This is a genomic window from Pseudomonas syringae pv. cilantro (assembly GCF_001293775.1).
In the GTDB taxonomy this organism is placed as follows: domain Bacteria; phylum Pseudomonadota; class Gammaproteobacteria; order Pseudomonadales; family Pseudomonadaceae; genus Aquipseudomonas; species Aquipseudomonas syringae_P.
The window spans coordinates 718,296-734,814 of the sequence record NZ_LGLN01000033.1; the positions used below are offsets into that span (position 1 = coordinate 718,296).

At 57.5% G+C, this 16,519-nt stretch carries 20 protein-coding genes and 1 tRNA gene; 11 read left to right on the forward strand and 10 right to left on the reverse strand.

Translation table 11 applies throughout. The features are described from left to right. Window positions 1–20: 20 nt before the first annotated feature. From ABJ99_RS10305 to ABJ99_RS10330, 6 genes are all read left to right on the forward strand, one after another. The gene (locus ABJ99_RS10305; protein ID WP_054085721.1) at window positions 21–2,108 is read left to right on the forward strand and encodes an LTA synthase family protein; all 2,088 of its coding nucleotides are present in this window, start codon (window positions 21–23) and stop codon (window positions 2,106–2,108) included. Between the two features lie 183 nt (window positions 2,109–2,291). Next, window positions 2,292–2,528 carry a hypothetical protein gene (locus tag ABJ99_RS10310; RefSeq protein ID WP_007252187.1) on the forward strand — a complete coding sequence of 79 codons (237 nt, stop codon included), beginning with the start codon at window positions 2,292–2,294 and terminating at the stop codon, window positions 2,526–2,528. 246 nt (window positions 2,529–2,774) lie between these two features. Then, window positions 2,775–3,116: a ribonuclease E inhibitor RraB gene (locus tag ABJ99_RS10315; protein ID WP_005617305.1), complete on the forward strand. Its 342-nt coding sequence runs from the start codon at window positions 2,775–2,777 to the stop codon at window positions 3,114–3,116. A 516-nt stretch (window positions 3,117–3,632) separates the two neighbouring features. Next, on the forward strand, window positions 3,633–5,042 hold the full coding sequence (locus tag ABJ99_RS10320) for a circularly permuted type 2 ATP-grasp protein (protein WP_007252188.1): 1,410 nt from the start codon (window positions 3,633–3,635) through the stop codon (window positions 5,040–5,042). A gap of 12 nt (window positions 5,043–5,054) precedes the next feature. Continuing rightward, window positions 5,055–6,014, forward strand: coding sequence for an alpha-E domain-containing protein (locus ABJ99_RS10325; RefSeq protein ID WP_007252189.1), 960 nt, complete (start codon window positions 5,055–5,057; stop codon window positions 6,012–6,014). Beyond that, window positions 6,011–6,841 carry a transglutaminase family protein gene (locus tag ABJ99_RS10330; RefSeq protein ID WP_054085722.1) on the forward strand — a complete coding sequence of 277 codons (831 nt, stop codon included), beginning with the start codon at window positions 6,011–6,013 and terminating at the stop codon, window positions 6,839–6,841. The genes ABJ99_RS10325 and ABJ99_RS10330 overlap by 4 nt, the downstream gene beginning before the upstream one ends. A 68-nt stretch (window positions 6,842–6,909) precedes the next feature. On the opposite strand, the gene ABJ99_RS10335 is transcribed toward ABJ99_RS10330, so the two are convergent. Then, window positions 6,910–7,281, reverse strand: a complete 372-nt coding sequence (locus ABJ99_RS10335) for a rhodanese-like domain-containing protein (protein WP_054085723.1) — start codon at window positions 7,279–7,281, stop codon at window positions 6,910–6,912. A gap of 615 nt (window positions 7,282–7,896) precedes the next feature. On the opposite strand from ABJ99_RS10335, the gene ABJ99_RS10340 reads away from it, so the two are divergent. Further along, complete coding sequence (locus ABJ99_RS10340; protein ID WP_054085724.1) at window positions 7,897–8,625, forward strand: amidotransferase; 729 nt, start codon at window positions 7,897–7,899, stop codon at window positions 8,623–8,625. 54 nt (window positions 8,626–8,679) lie between these two features. Here ABJ99_RS10340 and ABJ99_RS10345 read toward each other — a convergent pair whose 3' ends face one another. The 3 genes from ABJ99_RS10345 to ABJ99_RS10355 form a co-directional block, all read right to left on the reverse strand. Continuing rightward, window positions 8,680–9,651 carry a magnesium and cobalt transport protein CorA gene (locus ABJ99_RS10345; protein WP_054085725.1) on the reverse strand — a complete coding sequence of 324 codons (972 nt, stop codon included), beginning with the start codon at window positions 9,649–9,651 and terminating at the stop codon, window positions 8,680–8,682. A 125-nt stretch (window positions 9,652–9,776) separates the two neighbouring features. Further along, a complete protein-coding gene (locus tag ABJ99_RS10350) occupies window positions 9,777–10,466 on the reverse strand; it encodes a crotonase/enoyl-CoA hydratase family protein (protein WP_054085726.1) in 690 nt (229 codons plus the stop codon). A 113-nt stretch (window positions 10,467–10,579) separates the two neighbouring features. Beyond that, window positions 10,580–10,873: a DUF6388 family protein gene (locus ABJ99_RS10355; protein WP_007252196.1), complete on the reverse strand. Its 294-nt coding sequence runs from the start codon at window positions 10,871–10,873 to the stop codon at window positions 10,580–10,582. Window positions 10,874–11,155: 282 nt separating this feature from the next. On the opposite strand from ABJ99_RS10355, the gene ABJ99_RS10360 reads away from it, so the two are divergent. Further along, window positions 11,156–11,482, forward strand: a complete 327-nt coding sequence (locus ABJ99_RS10360) for an EthD family reductase (protein ID WP_054085727.1) — start codon at window positions 11,156–11,158, stop codon at window positions 11,480–11,482. A 4-nt stretch (window positions 11,483–11,486) separates the two neighbouring features. Here the strand turns inward: ABJ99_RS10360 and ABJ99_RS10365 are convergent, their stop codons facing one another. After that, window positions 11,487–11,906, reverse strand: coding sequence for a DUF4124 domain-containing protein (locus ABJ99_RS10365; RefSeq protein ID WP_054085728.1), 420 nt, complete (start codon window positions 11,904–11,906; stop codon window positions 11,487–11,489). Between the two features lie 157 nt (window positions 11,907–12,063). Between ABJ99_RS10365 and ABJ99_RS28625 the strand changes: the two genes are divergently transcribed. Then, the gene (locus ABJ99_RS28625) at window positions 12,064–12,234 is read left to right on the forward strand and encodes a DUF6021 family protein (RefSeq protein WP_054085729.1); all 171 of its coding nucleotides are present in this window, start codon (window positions 12,064–12,066) and stop codon (window positions 12,232–12,234) included. A gap of 57 nt (window positions 12,235–12,291) precedes the next feature. Here ABJ99_RS28625 and ABJ99_RS10375 read toward each other — a convergent pair whose 3' ends face one another. The 3 genes from ABJ99_RS10375 to ABJ99_RS10385 all read right to left on the reverse strand — a co-directional run bounded on the left by ABJ99_RS10375 (window position 12,292) and on the right by ABJ99_RS10385 (window position 13,999). Beyond that, window positions 12,292–12,660 (reverse strand): c-type cytochrome, encoded by a 369-nt coding sequence (locus ABJ99_RS10375; RefSeq protein WP_054085730.1) that lies wholly within the window; start codon window positions 12,658–12,660, stop codon window positions 12,292–12,294. 65 nt (window positions 12,661–12,725) lie between these two features. After that, window positions 12,726–13,256 (reverse strand): hypothetical protein, encoded by a 531-nt coding sequence (locus ABJ99_RS10380; protein ID WP_054085731.1) that lies wholly within the window; start codon window positions 13,254–13,256, stop codon window positions 12,726–12,728. Window positions 13,257–13,495: 239 nt separating this feature from the next. Then, on the reverse strand, window positions 13,496–13,999 hold the full coding sequence (locus ABJ99_RS10385; protein ID WP_054085732.1) for a cupin domain-containing protein: 504 nt from the start codon (window positions 13,997–13,999) through the stop codon (window positions 13,496–13,498). A 299-nt stretch (window positions 14,000–14,298) separates the two neighbouring features. Between ABJ99_RS10385 and ABJ99_RS10390 the strand changes: the two genes are divergently transcribed. Further along, a complete protein-coding gene (locus ABJ99_RS10390; RefSeq protein WP_054085733.1) occupies window positions 14,299–14,673 on the forward strand; it encodes a helix-turn-helix domain-containing protein in 375 nt (124 codons plus the stop codon). A 147-nt stretch (window positions 14,674–14,820) separates the two neighbouring features. On the opposite strand, the gene ABJ99_RS10395 is transcribed toward ABJ99_RS10390, so the two are convergent. Then, window positions 14,821–14,910, reverse strand: a tRNA-Ser gene (locus ABJ99_RS10395). Between the two features lie 178 nt (window positions 14,911–15,088). Next, window positions 15,089–15,838 carry a 3-oxoacyl-ACP reductase family protein gene (locus ABJ99_RS10400; RefSeq protein WP_054085800.1) on the reverse strand — a complete coding sequence of 250 codons (750 nt, stop codon included), beginning with the start codon at window positions 15,836–15,838 and terminating at the stop codon, window positions 15,089–15,091. A gap of 112 nt (window positions 15,839–15,950) precedes the next feature. Between ABJ99_RS10400 and ABJ99_RS10405 the strand changes: the two genes are divergently transcribed. Beyond that, window positions 15,951–16,517 carry a cysteine hydrolase family protein gene (locus ABJ99_RS10405; RefSeq protein ID WP_054085734.1) on the forward strand — a complete coding sequence of 189 codons (567 nt, stop codon included), beginning with the start codon at window positions 15,951–15,953 and terminating at the stop codon, window positions 16,515–16,517. The last annotated feature ends 2 nt before the right edge of the window (window positions 16,518–16,519 follow it).

Sequence of the window (16,519 nt, forward strand, 5' to 3'; positions counted from 1 at the left end):
TCCACCGGATCCTGACAACCATGGCCAAAACGGACGCCCAGATTCATCGGCAAGCCCGCCTGCACAACCCGACTGTCAAATCGCACCTCGCCTACATACTGCTCAGCGGTTTCGCCTTGATGGTGATGTACACCCTGTTGCGTATCGGTCTGCTGGTCTATAACCGCGAGATGATTGGCGATACGCCAGCCTCGACGTTCATTGAAGCGCTGTTCAATGGCATGCGTTTCGACCTGCGCCTGACGATGTACCTGCTGATTCCACTGGTGCTGTCGCTGTTCAGCGCGCGAGCCATGGCGGCACGTGGCTTCTTCCGCTTCTGGCTGACCCTGGTCGGCAGCATCACGCTGTTCCTCGGCCTGATGGAGATGGACTTCTATCGTGAATTCCACCAGCGCTTGAACGGTCTGGTGTTCCAGTACGTGAAAGAAGACCCGAAAACCGTGCTGAGCATGTTGTGGTACGGTTTTCCGGTGGTGCGTTACCTGTTGGCATGGGCTGCGGTGACCTGGTTGCTGAGTCTGGTGTTCAAGGGCATTGACCGGCTGACGCGTCCACGTCATGCCGCCGCTGCGGGCACTGAAACACTCAGCCCGGTTGCGCCGTGGTACATGCGTGCGGGTGTTTTCGTCGTTGTCTTGCTGGTCATGGTGGTGTGCATTCGCGGCACCTTGCGTCAGGGCCCGCCGCTGCGTTGGGGGGACGCGTACACAACTGACTCGAACTTCGCCAATCAGTTGGGCCTCAACGGTACGCTGACCCTGATCACTGCGGCAAAAAGCCGTATGTCCGAGCAGCGTGACAATATCTGGAAAGCCACGCTGCCGCAGGCTGAAGCGCAGCAGACCGTGCGCGACATGCTGTTGACCCCGCATGACAAGCTGGTCGAGCCTGACATTGCTGCGGTGCGTCGTGACTTCACGCCGCCCGCCGAAAACACGCTGCCGATCCGTAACGTCGTCGTGATTCTGATGGAAAGCTTTGCCGGACATTCGGTCGGGGCGCTGGGCAGCGATGCCAACATCACACCGTACTTCGACAAGCTGTCCAAAGAAGGGCTGTTGTTCGATCACTTTTTCTCCAACGGTACTCACACTCACCAAGGCATGTTCGCCACCATGGCGTGCTTCCCGAACCTGCCGGGCTTCGAGTACCTGATGCAGACGCCAGAGGGTGCGCACAAGCTTTCCGGCCTGCCGCAGTTGCTGAGCACCGGGCGCAATTACGACGACGTTTATGTCTACAACGGCAACTTTGCCTGGGACAACCAGTCGGGCTTCTTCAGCAACCAGGGCATGACCAACTTCGTCGGCCGCGAGGACTTCGTCAATCCGGTGTTCTCCGATCCGACCTGGGGTGTTTCCGATCAGGACATGTTCGACCGTGGCGCGCAGGAACTCAAAGCCCGTCAGGACGGCAAGCCGTTCTATGCGCTGTTACAGACCCTGTCGAACCACACGCCTTACGCGCTGCCGGACCCGTTGCCGGTCGAGCGTGTCACCGGGCACGGTTCGCTGGACGAGCATTTGACCGCCATGCGTTACGCCGACTGGGCGCTGGGCCAGTTCTTCGAGAAGGCCAAAAAAGAGCCGTACTTCAAGAACACCCTGTTCGTGGTATTGGGTGACCACGGCTTCGGCAATAACAAACAGCTGACCGAAATGGACCTGGGGCGCTTCAACGTGCCGCTGTTGCTGATCGGTCCTGGCGTGCAGGAGAAGTTTGGTCAGCGCAGCAGCACCGTTGGTACTCAGGTAGACGTGGTGCCGACCATCATGGGGCGTCTTGGTGGCTTGAACCGCAACCAGTGCTGGGGCCGTGATCTGCTGAACCTGCCGGAAGGCGACAAGGGCTTCGGTGTCATCAAGCCATCGGGCAGCGAGCAGATCGTGGCGATTGTCAGCGGCAACCGCATTCTGATCGAACCGACGGAAATGCCGGCCAAGCTGATGACTTATACCCTTGGCGCCAACCCGCATGCCGAAGAAGTGTCTGATGCGCCGGACATGCAGGCGCTCAAGCTGCGTCTGGAAAGCTTCCTGCAGACGGCGACCAAGAGCCTTCTGGACAACACGGCCGGAGTGGAGGCCAGCAAGAACCGCAACTGACGATGACTGACTTGCCGAACCGGCCAGTCATGCAATGAAAAAGGTCCTTGGCATTCACTGCAAGGGCCTTTTGTTCTGGCCGTTATCAGCTATTGTGCAGCGCTGATCCGGCGGAACGAATGCGCTGGTAAAAAGGTCCTTATCCCATAAGCCAGAGTGCCTGGCTTCGTTCTGGAGGCATTGATGAAACAGTGGGCCATTTTGTATCTGGACAAGGATGGAGTGCAGCAGCGCCACGTGGCCGCTTTTGAACAGCGTCCCAGCGAGGAAGAAGTTGCGCAGCTCCTGCGCAAGGACCTCTATCCGATGACCGATGAGCTGGATCTCAATGATCTTGAAGGGCGCACCGAAGAGCCTACCGTGAAGACGCTCAAGGACCATAACAGTGTGGAGATCATTTCCATCACAGAAACGAGCTGATCCTCACCGATCAAAAACCTTTTCGTGCCAACCACTTGGCATACGGTCCGTGATAGGGCTAATCTGCAGATGAGGCCATTTCAAATGGCCTCTGACATCTCGATACCGGGCCTGCGCGCAAGCCCTGTCTTGTCAGCTACATGCTTGATTCCCCACGCCGGATTATCTGTCGTGCGGCGACTGCCCCTCTGGTGGTCGCGCTGGAAGAGTTGAAACTCTATCTATCGTTGCATAGGAGGACGTTTCATGAGCACAGCCTATCAAGAGGACATCAGCAGCAATGTGCTGCGCCGCATGAAAGAAGGCGGTTTTGATTTTGCGCGAATCTATCCCATCGAGTTCTATGCCATTTTCCCGGACGAGGAACGGGCACGGCAGGCCGCAGAGCAGTTTCGCGGTGAATCCCTCAACACCCAGATAAACGTACGTGATGACGGTGCCTGGCACTTGCAACTGAGCAAGGTGATGTATGCGACCTACGATGGCATCGGTGACTTCGAGCAGGACTTTCAGATGGTGATTTCGCCCATGGATGGAGAAGTCGAAGGTTGGGGTGTCACTCAGGAGATCAGAAGGCTGCACGCGTGATACGCGCTTTTTGAACAGATTCAATGCTTAGCACTGATCGGCCTGACCAGGATGACGTCCTGATCGGGCCGGTTTTGTTTCAGAGGCTGTCGAATGCGCGAATCGGGGCTTTTTCGTCACTGTACAGCGCGTCAAATCGAGCGTACGGGCAAAAAAAGCCACTCAAACGAGTGGCGCAAAGGGAAGTCTGTTTGCGGAGGCACCCGTGGGCATCACTGCAGGGCGCAAATAAAAAGGCGGGGCAAATGTGGCGTTGGGTGCCGTGTTTGCTCGGTTGCTGGCGATTGTGGCGAACTAATATCGCGTGGGGAAATCAACTCTCGCTATGCTGATCATAGATTTCAAGGTTGAATGACGCATCTGAATGAGGCGTAAGCGAATTGGCTTGGGCGTTTAATGCACAGGAATGGTGCAGAGAACGTCGGTTTTTTATGCAAGCCCTTGATATCAATGCGTTTATGTCGGTGGCACGGGCCTTGCGATGGTCTTGGTGTCCACGGTGACAAGGAGTACGGCATGATCCGCACCTTTTATGACGAGATGTACGATGCTGGCGGTGTTGTTCGCCCGCATTATCGGGAGTTCGCCCGCTGGCTGGGCGATACGCCACCTGAGCTGCTGGCTCAACGCAGGCGTGAAGCCGATTTGCTGTTTCATCGCGCCGGGATTACGTTCACGCTCTATGGTGACGAACAGGGGACCGAACGGCTTATCCCGTTCGATACCATCCCGCGCAGCATTCCCGCGAGTGAGTGGCGGGTTGTAGAGCGCGGCTGCATTCAGCGCGTCAAGGCGCTGAATATGTTTCTGGCCGATCTGTACCACGATCAGCGCATCATCAAGGCCGGGATCATTCCCGCTGAACAGGTGCTGGCCAACGAGCAATATCAGATCGCTATGCAAGGCCTGAACCTGCATCGCGACCTGTACTCGCACATTTCCGGCGTCGATCTGGTACGCGACGGCGACGGCACGTATTACGTGCTCGAGGACAACCTGCGCACGCCGAGCGGAGTGAGCTATATGCTCGAAGACCGCAAGATGATGATGCGCCTGTTTCCCGAGCTGTTCGCCGCGCAGCGTATCGCGCCGATCGATCATTACCCGAACCTGCTGCTCGATACGCTCAAGAGCTCCAGCCATCTGGATAACCCCAGCGTTGTGGTGCTGACACCGGGGCGTTTCAACAGCGCCTTTTTCGAGCATGCGTTTCTGGCTCGCGAGATGGGTGTCGAACTGGTGGAAGGTGCCGATCTGTTTGTCCGGGATGATCGCGTGTTCATGCGCACCACTGACGGCCCGAAAGCGGTCGATGTGATCTACCGTCGTCTGGACGATGCGTTTCTCGATCCGCTGGCGTTCAACCCCGATTCGATGCTGGGTGTGCCCGGTCTGCTTTCCGCGTACCGTTCCGGCAATGTGGTGCTGGCCAATGCCATCGGCACCGGCGTAGCAGACGATAAGTCGGTCTACCCGTACGTCACCGACATGATTCGTTTCTATCTGGACGAAGAGCCGATTCTCAAGAACGTGCCGACCTGGCAGTGCCGCAAGCCGGAAGAGCTGTCCCATGTGCTGGCCAACCTGGGCGATCTCGTCGTCAAGGAAACCCAGGGCTCTGGCGGTTACGGCATGCTGGTCGGCCCCGCAGCGACGGCTGCCGAGATCGAAGCCTTCCGCGCGCGTCTCAAGGCCAAGCCGCATGCCTACATCGCCCAGCCCACGTTATGCCTGTCGACCTGCCCGACCTTTGTCGAGAACGGCATCGCCCCGCGACACATCGATCTGCGCCCCTTTGTTCTGGCCGGTCGCGAAACCCGCGTCGTGCCTGGCGGCCTGACGCGCGTTGCGTTGCGCGAAGGCTCGCTGGTCGTAAATTCATCTCAGGGTGGCGGTACCAAAGACACCTGGGTGGTCGAGGATTAAGGATGCCTGCCAATGTTAAGTAGAACTGCCTCGGATCTTTTCTGGATGTCGCGTTACCTGGAGCGAGCGGAGAACCTCGCCCGAATGCTGGACGTGAGCTATTCGCTGTCGTTGATGCCTCAGGACGGGCGTGGCGACGGGCTGGATGAAATAGCCATGCCGCTGTTGATCACCGGAACCCTGGAAACCTACGTCGAGCGCCATGGTGACTTGCATGCCGAGCGCATGCTGCATTTCTTCGCTCTGGATGCCAGCAACCCGGCGAGCATCTACAGTTGCCTGGGTGCGGCCAGGGCCAGTGCGCACGCGGTGCGTGGCCGGATCACTGCGGACATGTGGGAGAACATTAACTCCACGTGGCTGGAAATTCGCGGCATTGCCCAGCAAGGTCTGACGCGTTACGGCATGAGCCGGTTCTGCGAGTGGGTCAAGGAGCGGTCGCACCTGTTCCGCGGTGCCACTTACGGCACCATCATGCGCAACGATGCCTTCCGCTTCATCCGTCTGGGGACCTTCATCGAACGCGCCGACAACACCATGCGCATGCTCGATGCTCGTTATGAAATGCTCGAGTTGCGCGGGCCGCAGGCGAATGCTGCAGCGGACAGCTCCGCCGCCGGTTACTACCAGTGGAGCGCGTTGTTGCGCGCACTGTCGTCGTTCGAGGCTTACACCGAAGTCTATCGGGACGCCCCCGGTGCCCGTCAGGTTGCCGAGCTTTTGCTGCTGCGTGCCGACATACCGCGCTCGTTGCGCGCCTGCCTGGAAGAGATGGATGTCATTCTCGCCAGCCTGCCCGGCATCAACGGTCGCCCGGCGCAGCGCATGGCAGCGGAAATGGACGCGCGACTGCGCTACACCAGTATCGACGAAATCCTCGATGAAGGCCTGCATGAGTGGTTGAACGAATTCATCCCGATGCTGGCCCAATTGGGCGATGCCATCCACATTTCGTACCTGGAGGCTGCATGAGGCTCTCTATAAGCCACGAGACCACCTATCACTATGATGATCAGGTGCGTTCGAGTATCCAGTACCTGCGCCTGACTCCCCATGACAGTGAGCGCCAGAAAGTGCTCAGCTGGCAGTTGACGCTGCCGCGCCCGGTGCGGGCGCAGGTCGATCCGTTCGGCAATATCCTGCATGTGCTGAGTCTGGAAGAGCCGCACGAAGAAATCATTATCGGCGCACGCGGGCAGGTCGAGATCGACGAAACCTGCGAAGCCGAGCATGAAAGCCAGTCGGCACTGCCTTTCCTGCGCGTGACGCGTCTGACCGAGCCGGACGAAGCGATTCGCAGCTTTGCGGCCAAAGAGTGTCGCAAGCGCAATGACCGCACAGCACTGATCGATCTGATGCAAGCGCTGAATCAGCACATGACGTACACCCAGGGTGCGACGGAAGTCGATACCTGTGCGGCGCAGGCATTTGCCGGGCGTTCAGGCGTCTGTCAGGACCACACGCACGCGTTTCTGGCCTGCGCCCGCAGCCTTGGGGTGCCGGCGCGTTATGTGTCCGGTTATCTGTGCAGTGAAGACAGCGAGCATCTGTCCAGTCACGCCTGGGCCGAGGCGTGGGTCGATAACGCCTGGTACAGCTTTGACGTGACCAACCAGTTGGCGATTCCCGAGCGGCATCTGAAACTGGCTGTCGGGCTGGATTATCTGGATGCCTGTCCGGTGCGCGGCATGCGCCGTGGCGGTGGCTCGGAACAGATGCATGCCAAGGTCGTGGTGTCGCCCATGACCGGCACGCCAAAAGTGAAGACCAGACTTCAAGTGCAGAGTCAGCACCAGTAAGGCGGACGATGCGCGGATTGAGATGAAGCAATCTGCGCATCGCTACAGGCAATCGCTACGGGCCTGGCTTATTCCGCAGGGTCATCGGAGGTGTCGTACAGCGCGTTGTGCAACTCTTCGTAGTTGCCGCCATTGATAACGCTGAAATAACCCGCCGCCATCAGTTTGTCCTGAGCCCTGTTGGCCTTGTTGTTATCGCTGCTGAAGATGACGAATACCGCATTGCGGTCGTTCAGCACTTGTTTCATCTGATTGACCAGCCGCACTTCATCCACCCGTACTGCGTTCAGCACGGTACCGGCTTCGTAGTCGCTTTGGCTGCGCACGTCCATCGCCAGCTTGCCTTCCTTCAAGGCGGCCACCGCCGCCGCCTGATCAACAACGCCTGCCTGCGTAGTGAAGCTGCTGGCGAGTGCACATAACGCTATCCATCGGCGCATAAGCCCGTCTCCCTTCGTTCGAGTGGAAAGAGTGGCACAGATGTGCACGCGACGAAAGCGTGTCGGATCAGCCAAACAACCGGTTAAGGTTTGGCACGATCAATAACAGCGCGGTGGTAAACAGGATGAGTCCTGCCTGACGTACTTTCGAATGTTTGAACTTGAGCATGGCTGTCTGCCTCTTGTTGTTATGCCTGTACGACTTTAACCCGCCAAATGTTGCAAATAGATGGCGAGCGAGCAACTGATGACACGCGTGAGACTTGAACAGGCGGGCCCGGTCATCTGACCGCTGCCCCGAGCGCTGAATGGTTTCTGCAGTGCTCTCTGTTACAGATCTAAACATAGAACTGGCGTGCCCAAGTCCATAGAACCGTTAGGAATTTAAATTTGGTTTTTCCAGGCGCCTGGTTATTAATCTGTCCAGGCTTTGTGTAACAGGCCCTTGCTAGACGCTTCTCGCAAAATGAACTGTTCTATACCGTTCGTCCGAGTCAGGTTCGTCTTACATGGCTCGCGCAACCTGTCTGTACACCCGGCCCCGCTTGATTTGGCCGGGCCTTCAGGGCAGGCTTCGCGGTGTCTTTACCTCATCACTGTTTCGGGTCCCCATTTATGTCTTTACGCATCTGTATTCTGGAAACCGATAACCTGCGTCCGGAATTGGTCGAGCAGTATCAGGGTTACGGGCGGATGTTCGAGTTGCTCTTCGCGCGCCAGCCGATCGCTGCCGAATTGTCGGTTTACAACGTTGTGCAGGGCAGCTACCCGCCTGAGGGCGAGCGGTTTGACGCGTACCTGGTGACCGGCAGCAAGGCTGACTCGTTCGGCACCGATCCGTGGATTCAAACCTTGAAGGGCTACTTGCTCGAACTCTATCAGCGTGGCGAAAAGCTGTTGGGTATCTGCTTTGGCCATCAGTTGCTGGCATTGCTGCTGGGCGGCAAGACCGAGCGTGCCACGCAGGGGTGGGGCGTGGGCATTCATCATTATCAACTGGCGACCGCCACGCCGTGGATGACCCCAAGGATGGACACGCTGACGCTATTGATCAGCCATCAGGATCAAGTCACTGCGTTGCCCGAGAATGCCACGGTCATTGCCTCCAGCGAGTTTTGCCCGTTCGCCGCTTATCACATTAACCATCAAGTGCTGTGCTTTCAGGGACATCCGGAATTCATTCACGAATTTTCCCGCAGCTTGCTGGACTTGCGTCAGGAAGCGCTGGGCGAGCAGATTTACCGCCAGGGCGTTGCCAGCCTCGATCATGATCACCACGGGGCCACGGTCGCCGAGTGGATGATGCGTTTCGTGGCGCATCGATCGGAGGAACAGGCTGTCTGACCGGCCCGTCCTCCTTGTTCGTCAGGACGTGTGTGCGGTTATCCGCGCGTCGCGTTACAGCCAGCCCGAGCGTTTGAAGCTGGCGAACAGTGCGCCGCAGCCACCGAAGATCACGCCGAGCACGATGAAGTAACCGTAGTGCCAGGTGAGTTCGGGCATGTTTTCGAAGTTCATGCCGTAGATCCCGGCGATTGCCGTCGGGAAGGCCAGAATCGCTGCCCAGCCGGCGAACTTGCGCTGTACGATGCTCTGGCGTGACGACTCCAGCAGCAGGCCGATCTCGATGGTCTGGCTGGCGATGTCACAGAGGTTGCCGAGGTCTTCCATCTGCCGTTTGACGTGGATCTCGACGTCACGAAAGTACGGCCGCATGTTCTTGTCGATGAACGGAAAGTTCAGTCGCTGCAGTTCCTCACCGACTTCCACCATGGGCGCCACGTAGCGACGCATACGCAACAGATCGCGACGCAGGGCGTGGATGTGCTGAATGTCGGATTCGCGCAAGGAACCGCCGATAACGCTCTGCTCCAGTAGCTCCAGCTCGGTGTGAATGGCTTCGGTGACAGGCTGATAGTTTTCGGTGACGAAATCCAGCAGGGCGTACAGCACGAAGTCTTCGCCATGTTCGAGCAGCAACGGCCTGGCTTCGCAGCGCTGGCGTACCAGCCCGTAGGATTTGGAATGCCCGTTGCGCGAAGTGATGACGTAGCCCTTGCCCGCAAAGATGTGGGTTTCGATGAACAGCAACTTGCCGTTGTCGCGTACCGGCGCGTACGTCACGATAAACAGTGCATCACCGAAAGTTTCCAGCTTCGGGCGGCTGTGCACTTCCATGGCATCTTCAAGTGCCAGCTCATGCAGATTGAACTGCTCTTTCAGGCTGGTCAGCTCCTCGACGCTGGGCTGCTCCAGCCCGATCCAGACGAAGTGCTCAGGTTTTGCGGCCCAGGCAGCGCCTTCATCAAGGGTGATGTCCCGGACTTTTTTGCCTTTACTGTAAACGGCTGCTGCAACAACTCGACCCATGGCGCTATCGCTTCTTCAATATGTCAGTGGCGCAAATGATCATGCGCGGTAGCTGATCAGATTGATCAAATGCGGATGAGTTCGCTGATGAACGAAAGCCCGCATCGGCGGGCTTCGGTTGAGCGTCAAAGCATGTGCTGTCGATCTTCTTCGATCGCCGCATCCAGCGTGTCGAGCAGCGCCTTTCTGGCCTTGAGCTTGGTTCTCTTATGGGCGTTCATGTTGATCTTCTTCAGCTGCGCAGCGACTGCCAACGCGGCGCTCTGCAGCTCTTCGACGCTGACCACCTTATCCAGAAAGCCTGCCGCCATGGCTGCTTCGGGATCGAGCATCTCGGCGTTGATGACCGAGCGGTTGAATGCCGATTTGCGCAACCGGTCACGGGCCAGCTCGATACCGGCGTGGTGCATGGTCATACCGATCTGCACTTCGTTCAGGCCGATGCTGAACGGGCCGGCGACACCGATCCGGTAATCCGCCGACAGCAGCAGAAACGCACCTTTGGCAACAGCGTGGCCGGGGCAGGCGACAATGATCGGGAAGGGGTGCGACAGCATGCGTCGCGCCAGCGTCGAGCCCTGTGCCACCAGGTTGATCGCGGCGTCGGCGCTCGACGTCATGACCTTGAGGTCGTAGCCGCCCGAGAGGATGCCCGGCTGACCGGTCAGAATAACGATGGCCCGATCTTTTTCAGCCTGGTCCAGTGCGGCGTTGAACGCGACAATCACGTCCGGGGAAATGGCATTGACCTTGCCGTTGTTCAGGGTCAGCGTGGCAACGCCGTCGTCCAGATGGTATGAGACCAGATCACTCATGACGTGATTCCTTTATTGAAGTAGGCAAACGTTACTCACCTGCAAGGATCAGGTAAAGCGCTGACTGAGCGGTCATTTGCAAATGGCCGATTCGCTTTGGGCAAGCGTCTGGTTCACGGCTGGATATCGTTGAACCCGCAATATTCTTCCCACTCCATTCCCAAGGCTTCGGCCACCTGGCGATGCGCTTCCAGACGCATGCTCTTGAGTTGCTCGGGTGACTCGGCGATCAGTTCCAGCGCCAGCTCCCACGGCTCGATGCCTTGACCTTCTGCCTCGTCCTCAAAAGCCCATTGCAACTGCTGCTTCTGTTCTTTCGGGCTCAGGCTGCTGATTTCATCTTTCAGGGTCGGATGCGTCGCGAGGTACTTCGCCAGTGCGGCTTCATTCCACTCCAGTGCGTTCATAGCGGGTTCCTCAAACTTGATGGATGGCCGTGCGTCGCAGCGCGGCCTAGAGCGAGCGCGTGATTGTGAGGGAGCAGGGGATTGATGTCAGCACCTGAACAGGATAATCGCCAGGGTCTGTTCCCGTTTCNCTGCGTTACTCGACACTCATTTGGAACAACCAGACTTCGTGTCTCCTGCCTTGCCTCGCGGCAAAACAGACTCCGACGCGGCCGCGATGAAACGGGAACAGACCCTGGAGTGTCAGAAAATTTAACATTAGCCATTCGAGAGGACATTCACATGATTAAAGTCAGCGTGCTGTATGGGTATGAAGAGGGCGCTCGTTTCGATCACGACTATTACTGTGACAAGCATTTGCCACTGGTGCAGACACTTATGGGTGAGCATTGCAAAGGCTACAGCGTCGACCGTGGCATTGGCGGTGCTACGCCCGGCTCTGATCCGCGCTATATCGCGATGTGCCACATCTATTGCGACTCTATCGAAGCCTTCGAGGCTGGCATGGGGCCGCACGCCAAAGAGATCAATGGCGACATCATCAATTACACCGATCTGATCCCGGAGATACTGATCAGCGAAGTACGCAAAGAGGTAAGAACGGCGTAACGGATTACCGGTCCGCGTTACGGCGAGTCGCGTCCTTTCCTGAGGACCTCCCGCCCGATGGGTCAAAACATTGGCTGTTGTAATCAGGGCTTCGGCACTGAGAGGCAACGCTGGGCGGTGGCGGGCGGTTGCGCTGATAAGCCTTGTAGCGTTCCGTCTCTACCACCGTCACGTGGGCGCGACTGCTGACCTTCAGGTACTCGGTGGCTTTGAGGTTGGTTTTGTGGACATAGTCCAGCGGCTCTCCCTCACGCAGAATCGGCGGCGGGCCTTGCCGCTGCGGGGCGCTCTGAAAATTGCTGTCGCACGGAATGGAAGCAAAGCTCACGTTGCCGTCTGGCGAAGTGCATTTGAATATTTCACTGTGCGCCGCACTGGCGACGAGCATGGTTGCCAGCGCCGCCGCAATTGAAAGCCTTTTCATGAATCTCTCCCTGGATGGCGCAAGGCTACCAGTTAGCATCGAATGCTGCCAGATGATCCCGCTGCGCCTGAAAAGCCCGTTCGTCAGTCGCATGGCACGGCGGCGGAGGTCAGTGCTCTGATTATCAGGTTTTGAATGTTTAAAAACGGAGGCGCATATGACCGGCACAACGCCAGACAGCAAAAACGAGACCAAGGACAATCTGGGGTTCCACGAAGAGTCACCGGAAAAAGAAGATCCTCAAGTCGATCCAACCGAGCCTGCAGAGACTGAGGCCACTGAAAAAGGCACTACGGACGATTACCCGCCGTACATGCCTAAAAAGTAACGGATCGATTGCCCTCGGTAAGCGCCGGGGGCAATTAAATCGCCTCGCTAAACCTTGCTACTTGTTCGCATCCAGATATTCCAACAGATCGTCCATTCGCTCATCGTTACCCATCCACCACAGTTTCATGCGGGTGCCGGGTACGACGTCGCCTGGATCCTTGATGTAGGTGCGCAACTCTTCGCGGTTCCAGATCAGTCCCGAGTTTTTCATGGCGTCGGTATAGACATAGCCTTCCTGTTGCCCGGCTTGCTGACCGAAGATACCGTTGAGCTGCGGACCGAATGCATGGCGTGCGGAAGGACCGATCTTATGGCAGCCTGAACAAAGGCGGGTGAAAACCGCTTTTCCGGCTTCTGCATCGCCAGCGCCATAAGCAGAAGCGTGCAGCGCCATGACCAGTGCGAATAAAGCGGTCTTCTTCATTGATACCCCAAAGTGCCCAGCCTGCTCAGCCAAAATGGGCAGATTCTAACGCAATCGTCAGGTGCTTACTTGCGTGCGGGTAGCTGCTTCGCCAGTTCGTCAAAGTCGCGCTTGTAACTGGCCATCTCGGCTGCGCTGACAAAGCTTTGTTCAAGCGCCAGCTTTTTCGAGCCGTTTTCAATGCTGTCCAGTTGGTGAAGGAAGCGTTTTTTTCTCTTTGCTTCCAGTTTTGGCCCGGCGTCATCAATCGCCTTGCGAAGCTCTGCCGCTCGTGCGTGGACAAAATCCTGACCTCTGCGGTCCACTGTCAGCCCGTCGTTTTCGACGTAGCCTTCCAGCCCGGTTTTTTTCAAGACCAGCGCCAGCGCTTTATCCGGCGTGAAGGTGCCCTTGAATTTTTTCACCTTCTTGCTGCTGTCAGCGCCCAGATCGACCTTGATCGGGCAGCCGGAGCGATGCGCCAGTTGTTGCAGCGCCTCGTCCAGGCGTTGCGTCGGCATGTCGTAGTCAATAGGCGTCATCTGGCAGGCGGCATAGGCGTTAGCCCCGGTGAGGCAGGTGACAGCGAGGGCCAGGCTTCTCAGGATTTTTTTCATGTCGGGAAGTTTGTCATCCGGGTGGTACGGCTTGGGAAGCGTTTTCTGCAGCGTGGTTTGACCTGCAGATTGCCCGATATTTCGGTGTTGTCGCAAGAAGGTGCACCCAAATCGCAGGCAAAGAAAAGCCCGCGATGGGGGGTAGCGGGCTTAAGGTCTTGCTGGGAATTGAGTTAACAATAAACCCGTGAACGTGAAAAAAGCGTGAACGGCTCAATACAATATCGAAACAATTTCGATCAAGGCTCACCATCCCAGTAATCGAGGTTTTCAGTCGTCCGTTGATTGGCGGTAAATGCCCGTGCGCCTTTTATGGACGCCATTGCCTGGTACTTGCCCGAGTCCGGATATTCGCAGATTTCCGGCGACTCCCGGGTGCTGATCGACAGGTATTTAAGCGGCTGCTGTGACGTATTGATGATCTGATGCGGGTATTGTGGCCCGGCCGGGATGAACATCACATCACCCGCCCTGATGGGTAACATTTCGCCGGCAACCCGCAGGCTGCCTTCACCCTCGACAATCACGAACATTTCTTCCTGAGCATGATGGAAGTGATACGGGCATGAGCGCTTGCCCGGCGCCACAACGTCAATCGATGCCCCCAGCTTCTGCGCGGCCGTTCCGGTGCTCAGGCGTGCGACTGCGCTTTCATACAGCGGCTCACGGACCTCATGCGCCAGAGGCGCTTCATTGAAGTTGCGGATCAGGCGAGAAGCCAGTTCACGTGCTCGGTCATTCATGATGATTGAGGCTCGGGTGAATTCAGGAGGGTTGCTTGTTCGGGAAGGTACCCTTATTCAGGGCGGTACTCTCATTAGGAGGGTACTTTAGACCATCGACAGGCCAGCAACGGAAAGAGGCGGGCGCGCGCCTGCAAATTAATGGCGAGTCTTCAACTTGTACGATGAGTGCGGCCCGTGGGGCGTGCCAGCCATATTGGAGATAGTTCTGCAAGCTAATTAATGCGTAAAGCTGCAATTAAACGACAGCCGGACAAGCAATGAGTGTATGGTCGTTAGGTCTACACAGGAGCATCCGTATGCAGAATTTTGGTGAAAGACTGATCGAAGAGCGCCGCAAAAGCGCTCTGAGTCAGAGCGACTTCGCAGCCATGGGTGGCGTCAGGGCTAATGCCCAGGCCAACTATGAAATGGGCAAGCGTAAACCCAAGCTTGACTACCTGGCCGCGATCGCCAAAGGCGGTGTGGATGTTCTTTACGTGGTGACTGGGCAGCACGTGCCCATGAGCTCGACTGGCCTGAACGTTCGTGAAGTCGAAGTGATTCAGGACTTCAGGAAGCTCAACGACGGCGATCAGCGCGCAGTGGAGCGCATATCCTCTTCGTTGCCCAAGCATGGCCCTGTTCAGGCGAGGCCAGCGCTGAACCATCATGTGTCCGAGAGTGTTCTTTGATCTGATGCCGCGGGCGTCAAGCGGTGTATCTGAAAGCCCTTCTGTAGCATCCTGACTCAGTTAGCAGGACGCTTTTTTTCCAGACCCCGGAAACCAAAAAACCCCTGAGATTCTTAACGAACTCAGGGGTTTTGTGTGTTTGCAATATGGCGGTGAAGGAGGGATTCGAACCCTCGATACAATTTCTTGTATACACACTTTCCAGGCGTGCTCCTTAAGCCACTCGGACACCTCACCGTATCTCGGTAACAACGTTGTGTCTGCCGAGGCGCGCTAATGTAGTCGAAAGCCTTGCCTAACGCAAAACTTTTTTTCAGATTTTTCATGTGGTTAAGCTGACAAACGTCTGTTCGCCAGCAAAAGGCCCGGGTGGGTGATGCGGCCCGGATGGGCGAGGCCGCTTGCCGTGGGCGGATCAGGCGCTGAAGCCGCCGTCGATGGTCAGGCTGGCACCGGTGATGTAGCCCGCTTCCGGGCCTGCGAGGTAGGCGACGAAGCTGGCGATTTCTTCGCTTTTGCCGTAGCGGGGGATTGCCATCAGCGCCTTCAGGCTTTCGGCGAACTCGCCCTCTGCCGGGTTCATGTCGGTGTCGACCGGGCCGGGCTGGACGTTGTTGACGGTGATGCCTTGTGGGCCGAGGTCGCGGGCCATGCCTTTGGTGAGGCCGATCAGTGCTGACTTGCTCATGGCGTAAGTCGCGCCACCCGCAAACGGCATGCGGTCTGCATTGGTGCTGCCGATGTTGATGATGCGACCGCCTTCTTCCATATGTCGCGCGGCTTCCTGGCTGGCGATGAACACGCTGCGCACGTTGATGGCCAGGGTTCTGTCGAAGTCCTGCATGCTGAATTCGTTGAGCGGAGCAATAGCCAGCACGCCAGCGTTGTTGACCAGAATGTCCAGCCTGCCGAGTGTTTCGGCGGTGGTCTGCACGGCTTGGCGGATGGCTTTTTCATCGGCGCTGTCTGCACGAATGGCCAATGCCCGGCCACCGTTGGCATTGATGCTGTCCTGAATTTCCAGCGCGCTGACTTCAGAACTGGCGTAGGTAAAGGCTACTGCCGCGCCTTCCTTGGCCAGGCGGTTGACGATGGCGGCACCAATGCCACGTGAGCCGCCTTGCACCAGAGCGACTTTGCCAGCAAGTTTGAGGTGTTCGATCATGATGTTCTCCGTTGGGCAGGTTTCGGACAGGCCGGAAGCCGTCGACGATTGCGACCAGAATAGACCCTGATTGCGATAGTCTTGCTGAACCAAAAGTTCGGACTGATTCGTCATGGGTATGCAAAACAACAGCGCGTTGATCCTGATTGACATGCAACAGGGCATCAATCATCCCAAACTGGGGCGGCGTAACAATCTGCAGGCCGAGACCAACATAGGAGCGCTGCTGGCCGCCTGGCGGCAGTCCGGGCGTCCGGTGATTCACGTGCGGCATTTTTCGACATCGCCTGAATCGGTGTTCTGGCCTGAGCAGTCGGGTGTGGAGTATCAGCCGGCGTTCGTGCCGCACGCCGATGAGCGGGAGCTGAGCAAGCAGGTGCCTGACGCGTTTTGCGGGTCGTTTCTGGAAATGTGGCTACGGTCCGACGGGATCAGGCAGGTGGTGATTGTCGGGGTAGTGACCAATAACTCAATCGAGTCCACCGCGCGCAGTGGTGGCAATCTCGGCTTTGAGGTTGTGGTGGCGCATGACGCCTGCTTTACCTTCGATCAAACGGATTTCTTTGGCACGCCGCGCAGCGCTGAAGACGTGCATGCCATGTCACTGGCCAATCTGCACGGTGAATACGCCACGGTGTTGTCCACGGCGCAGGTTCTCCAGCACGCTGCCATTCAATAAGC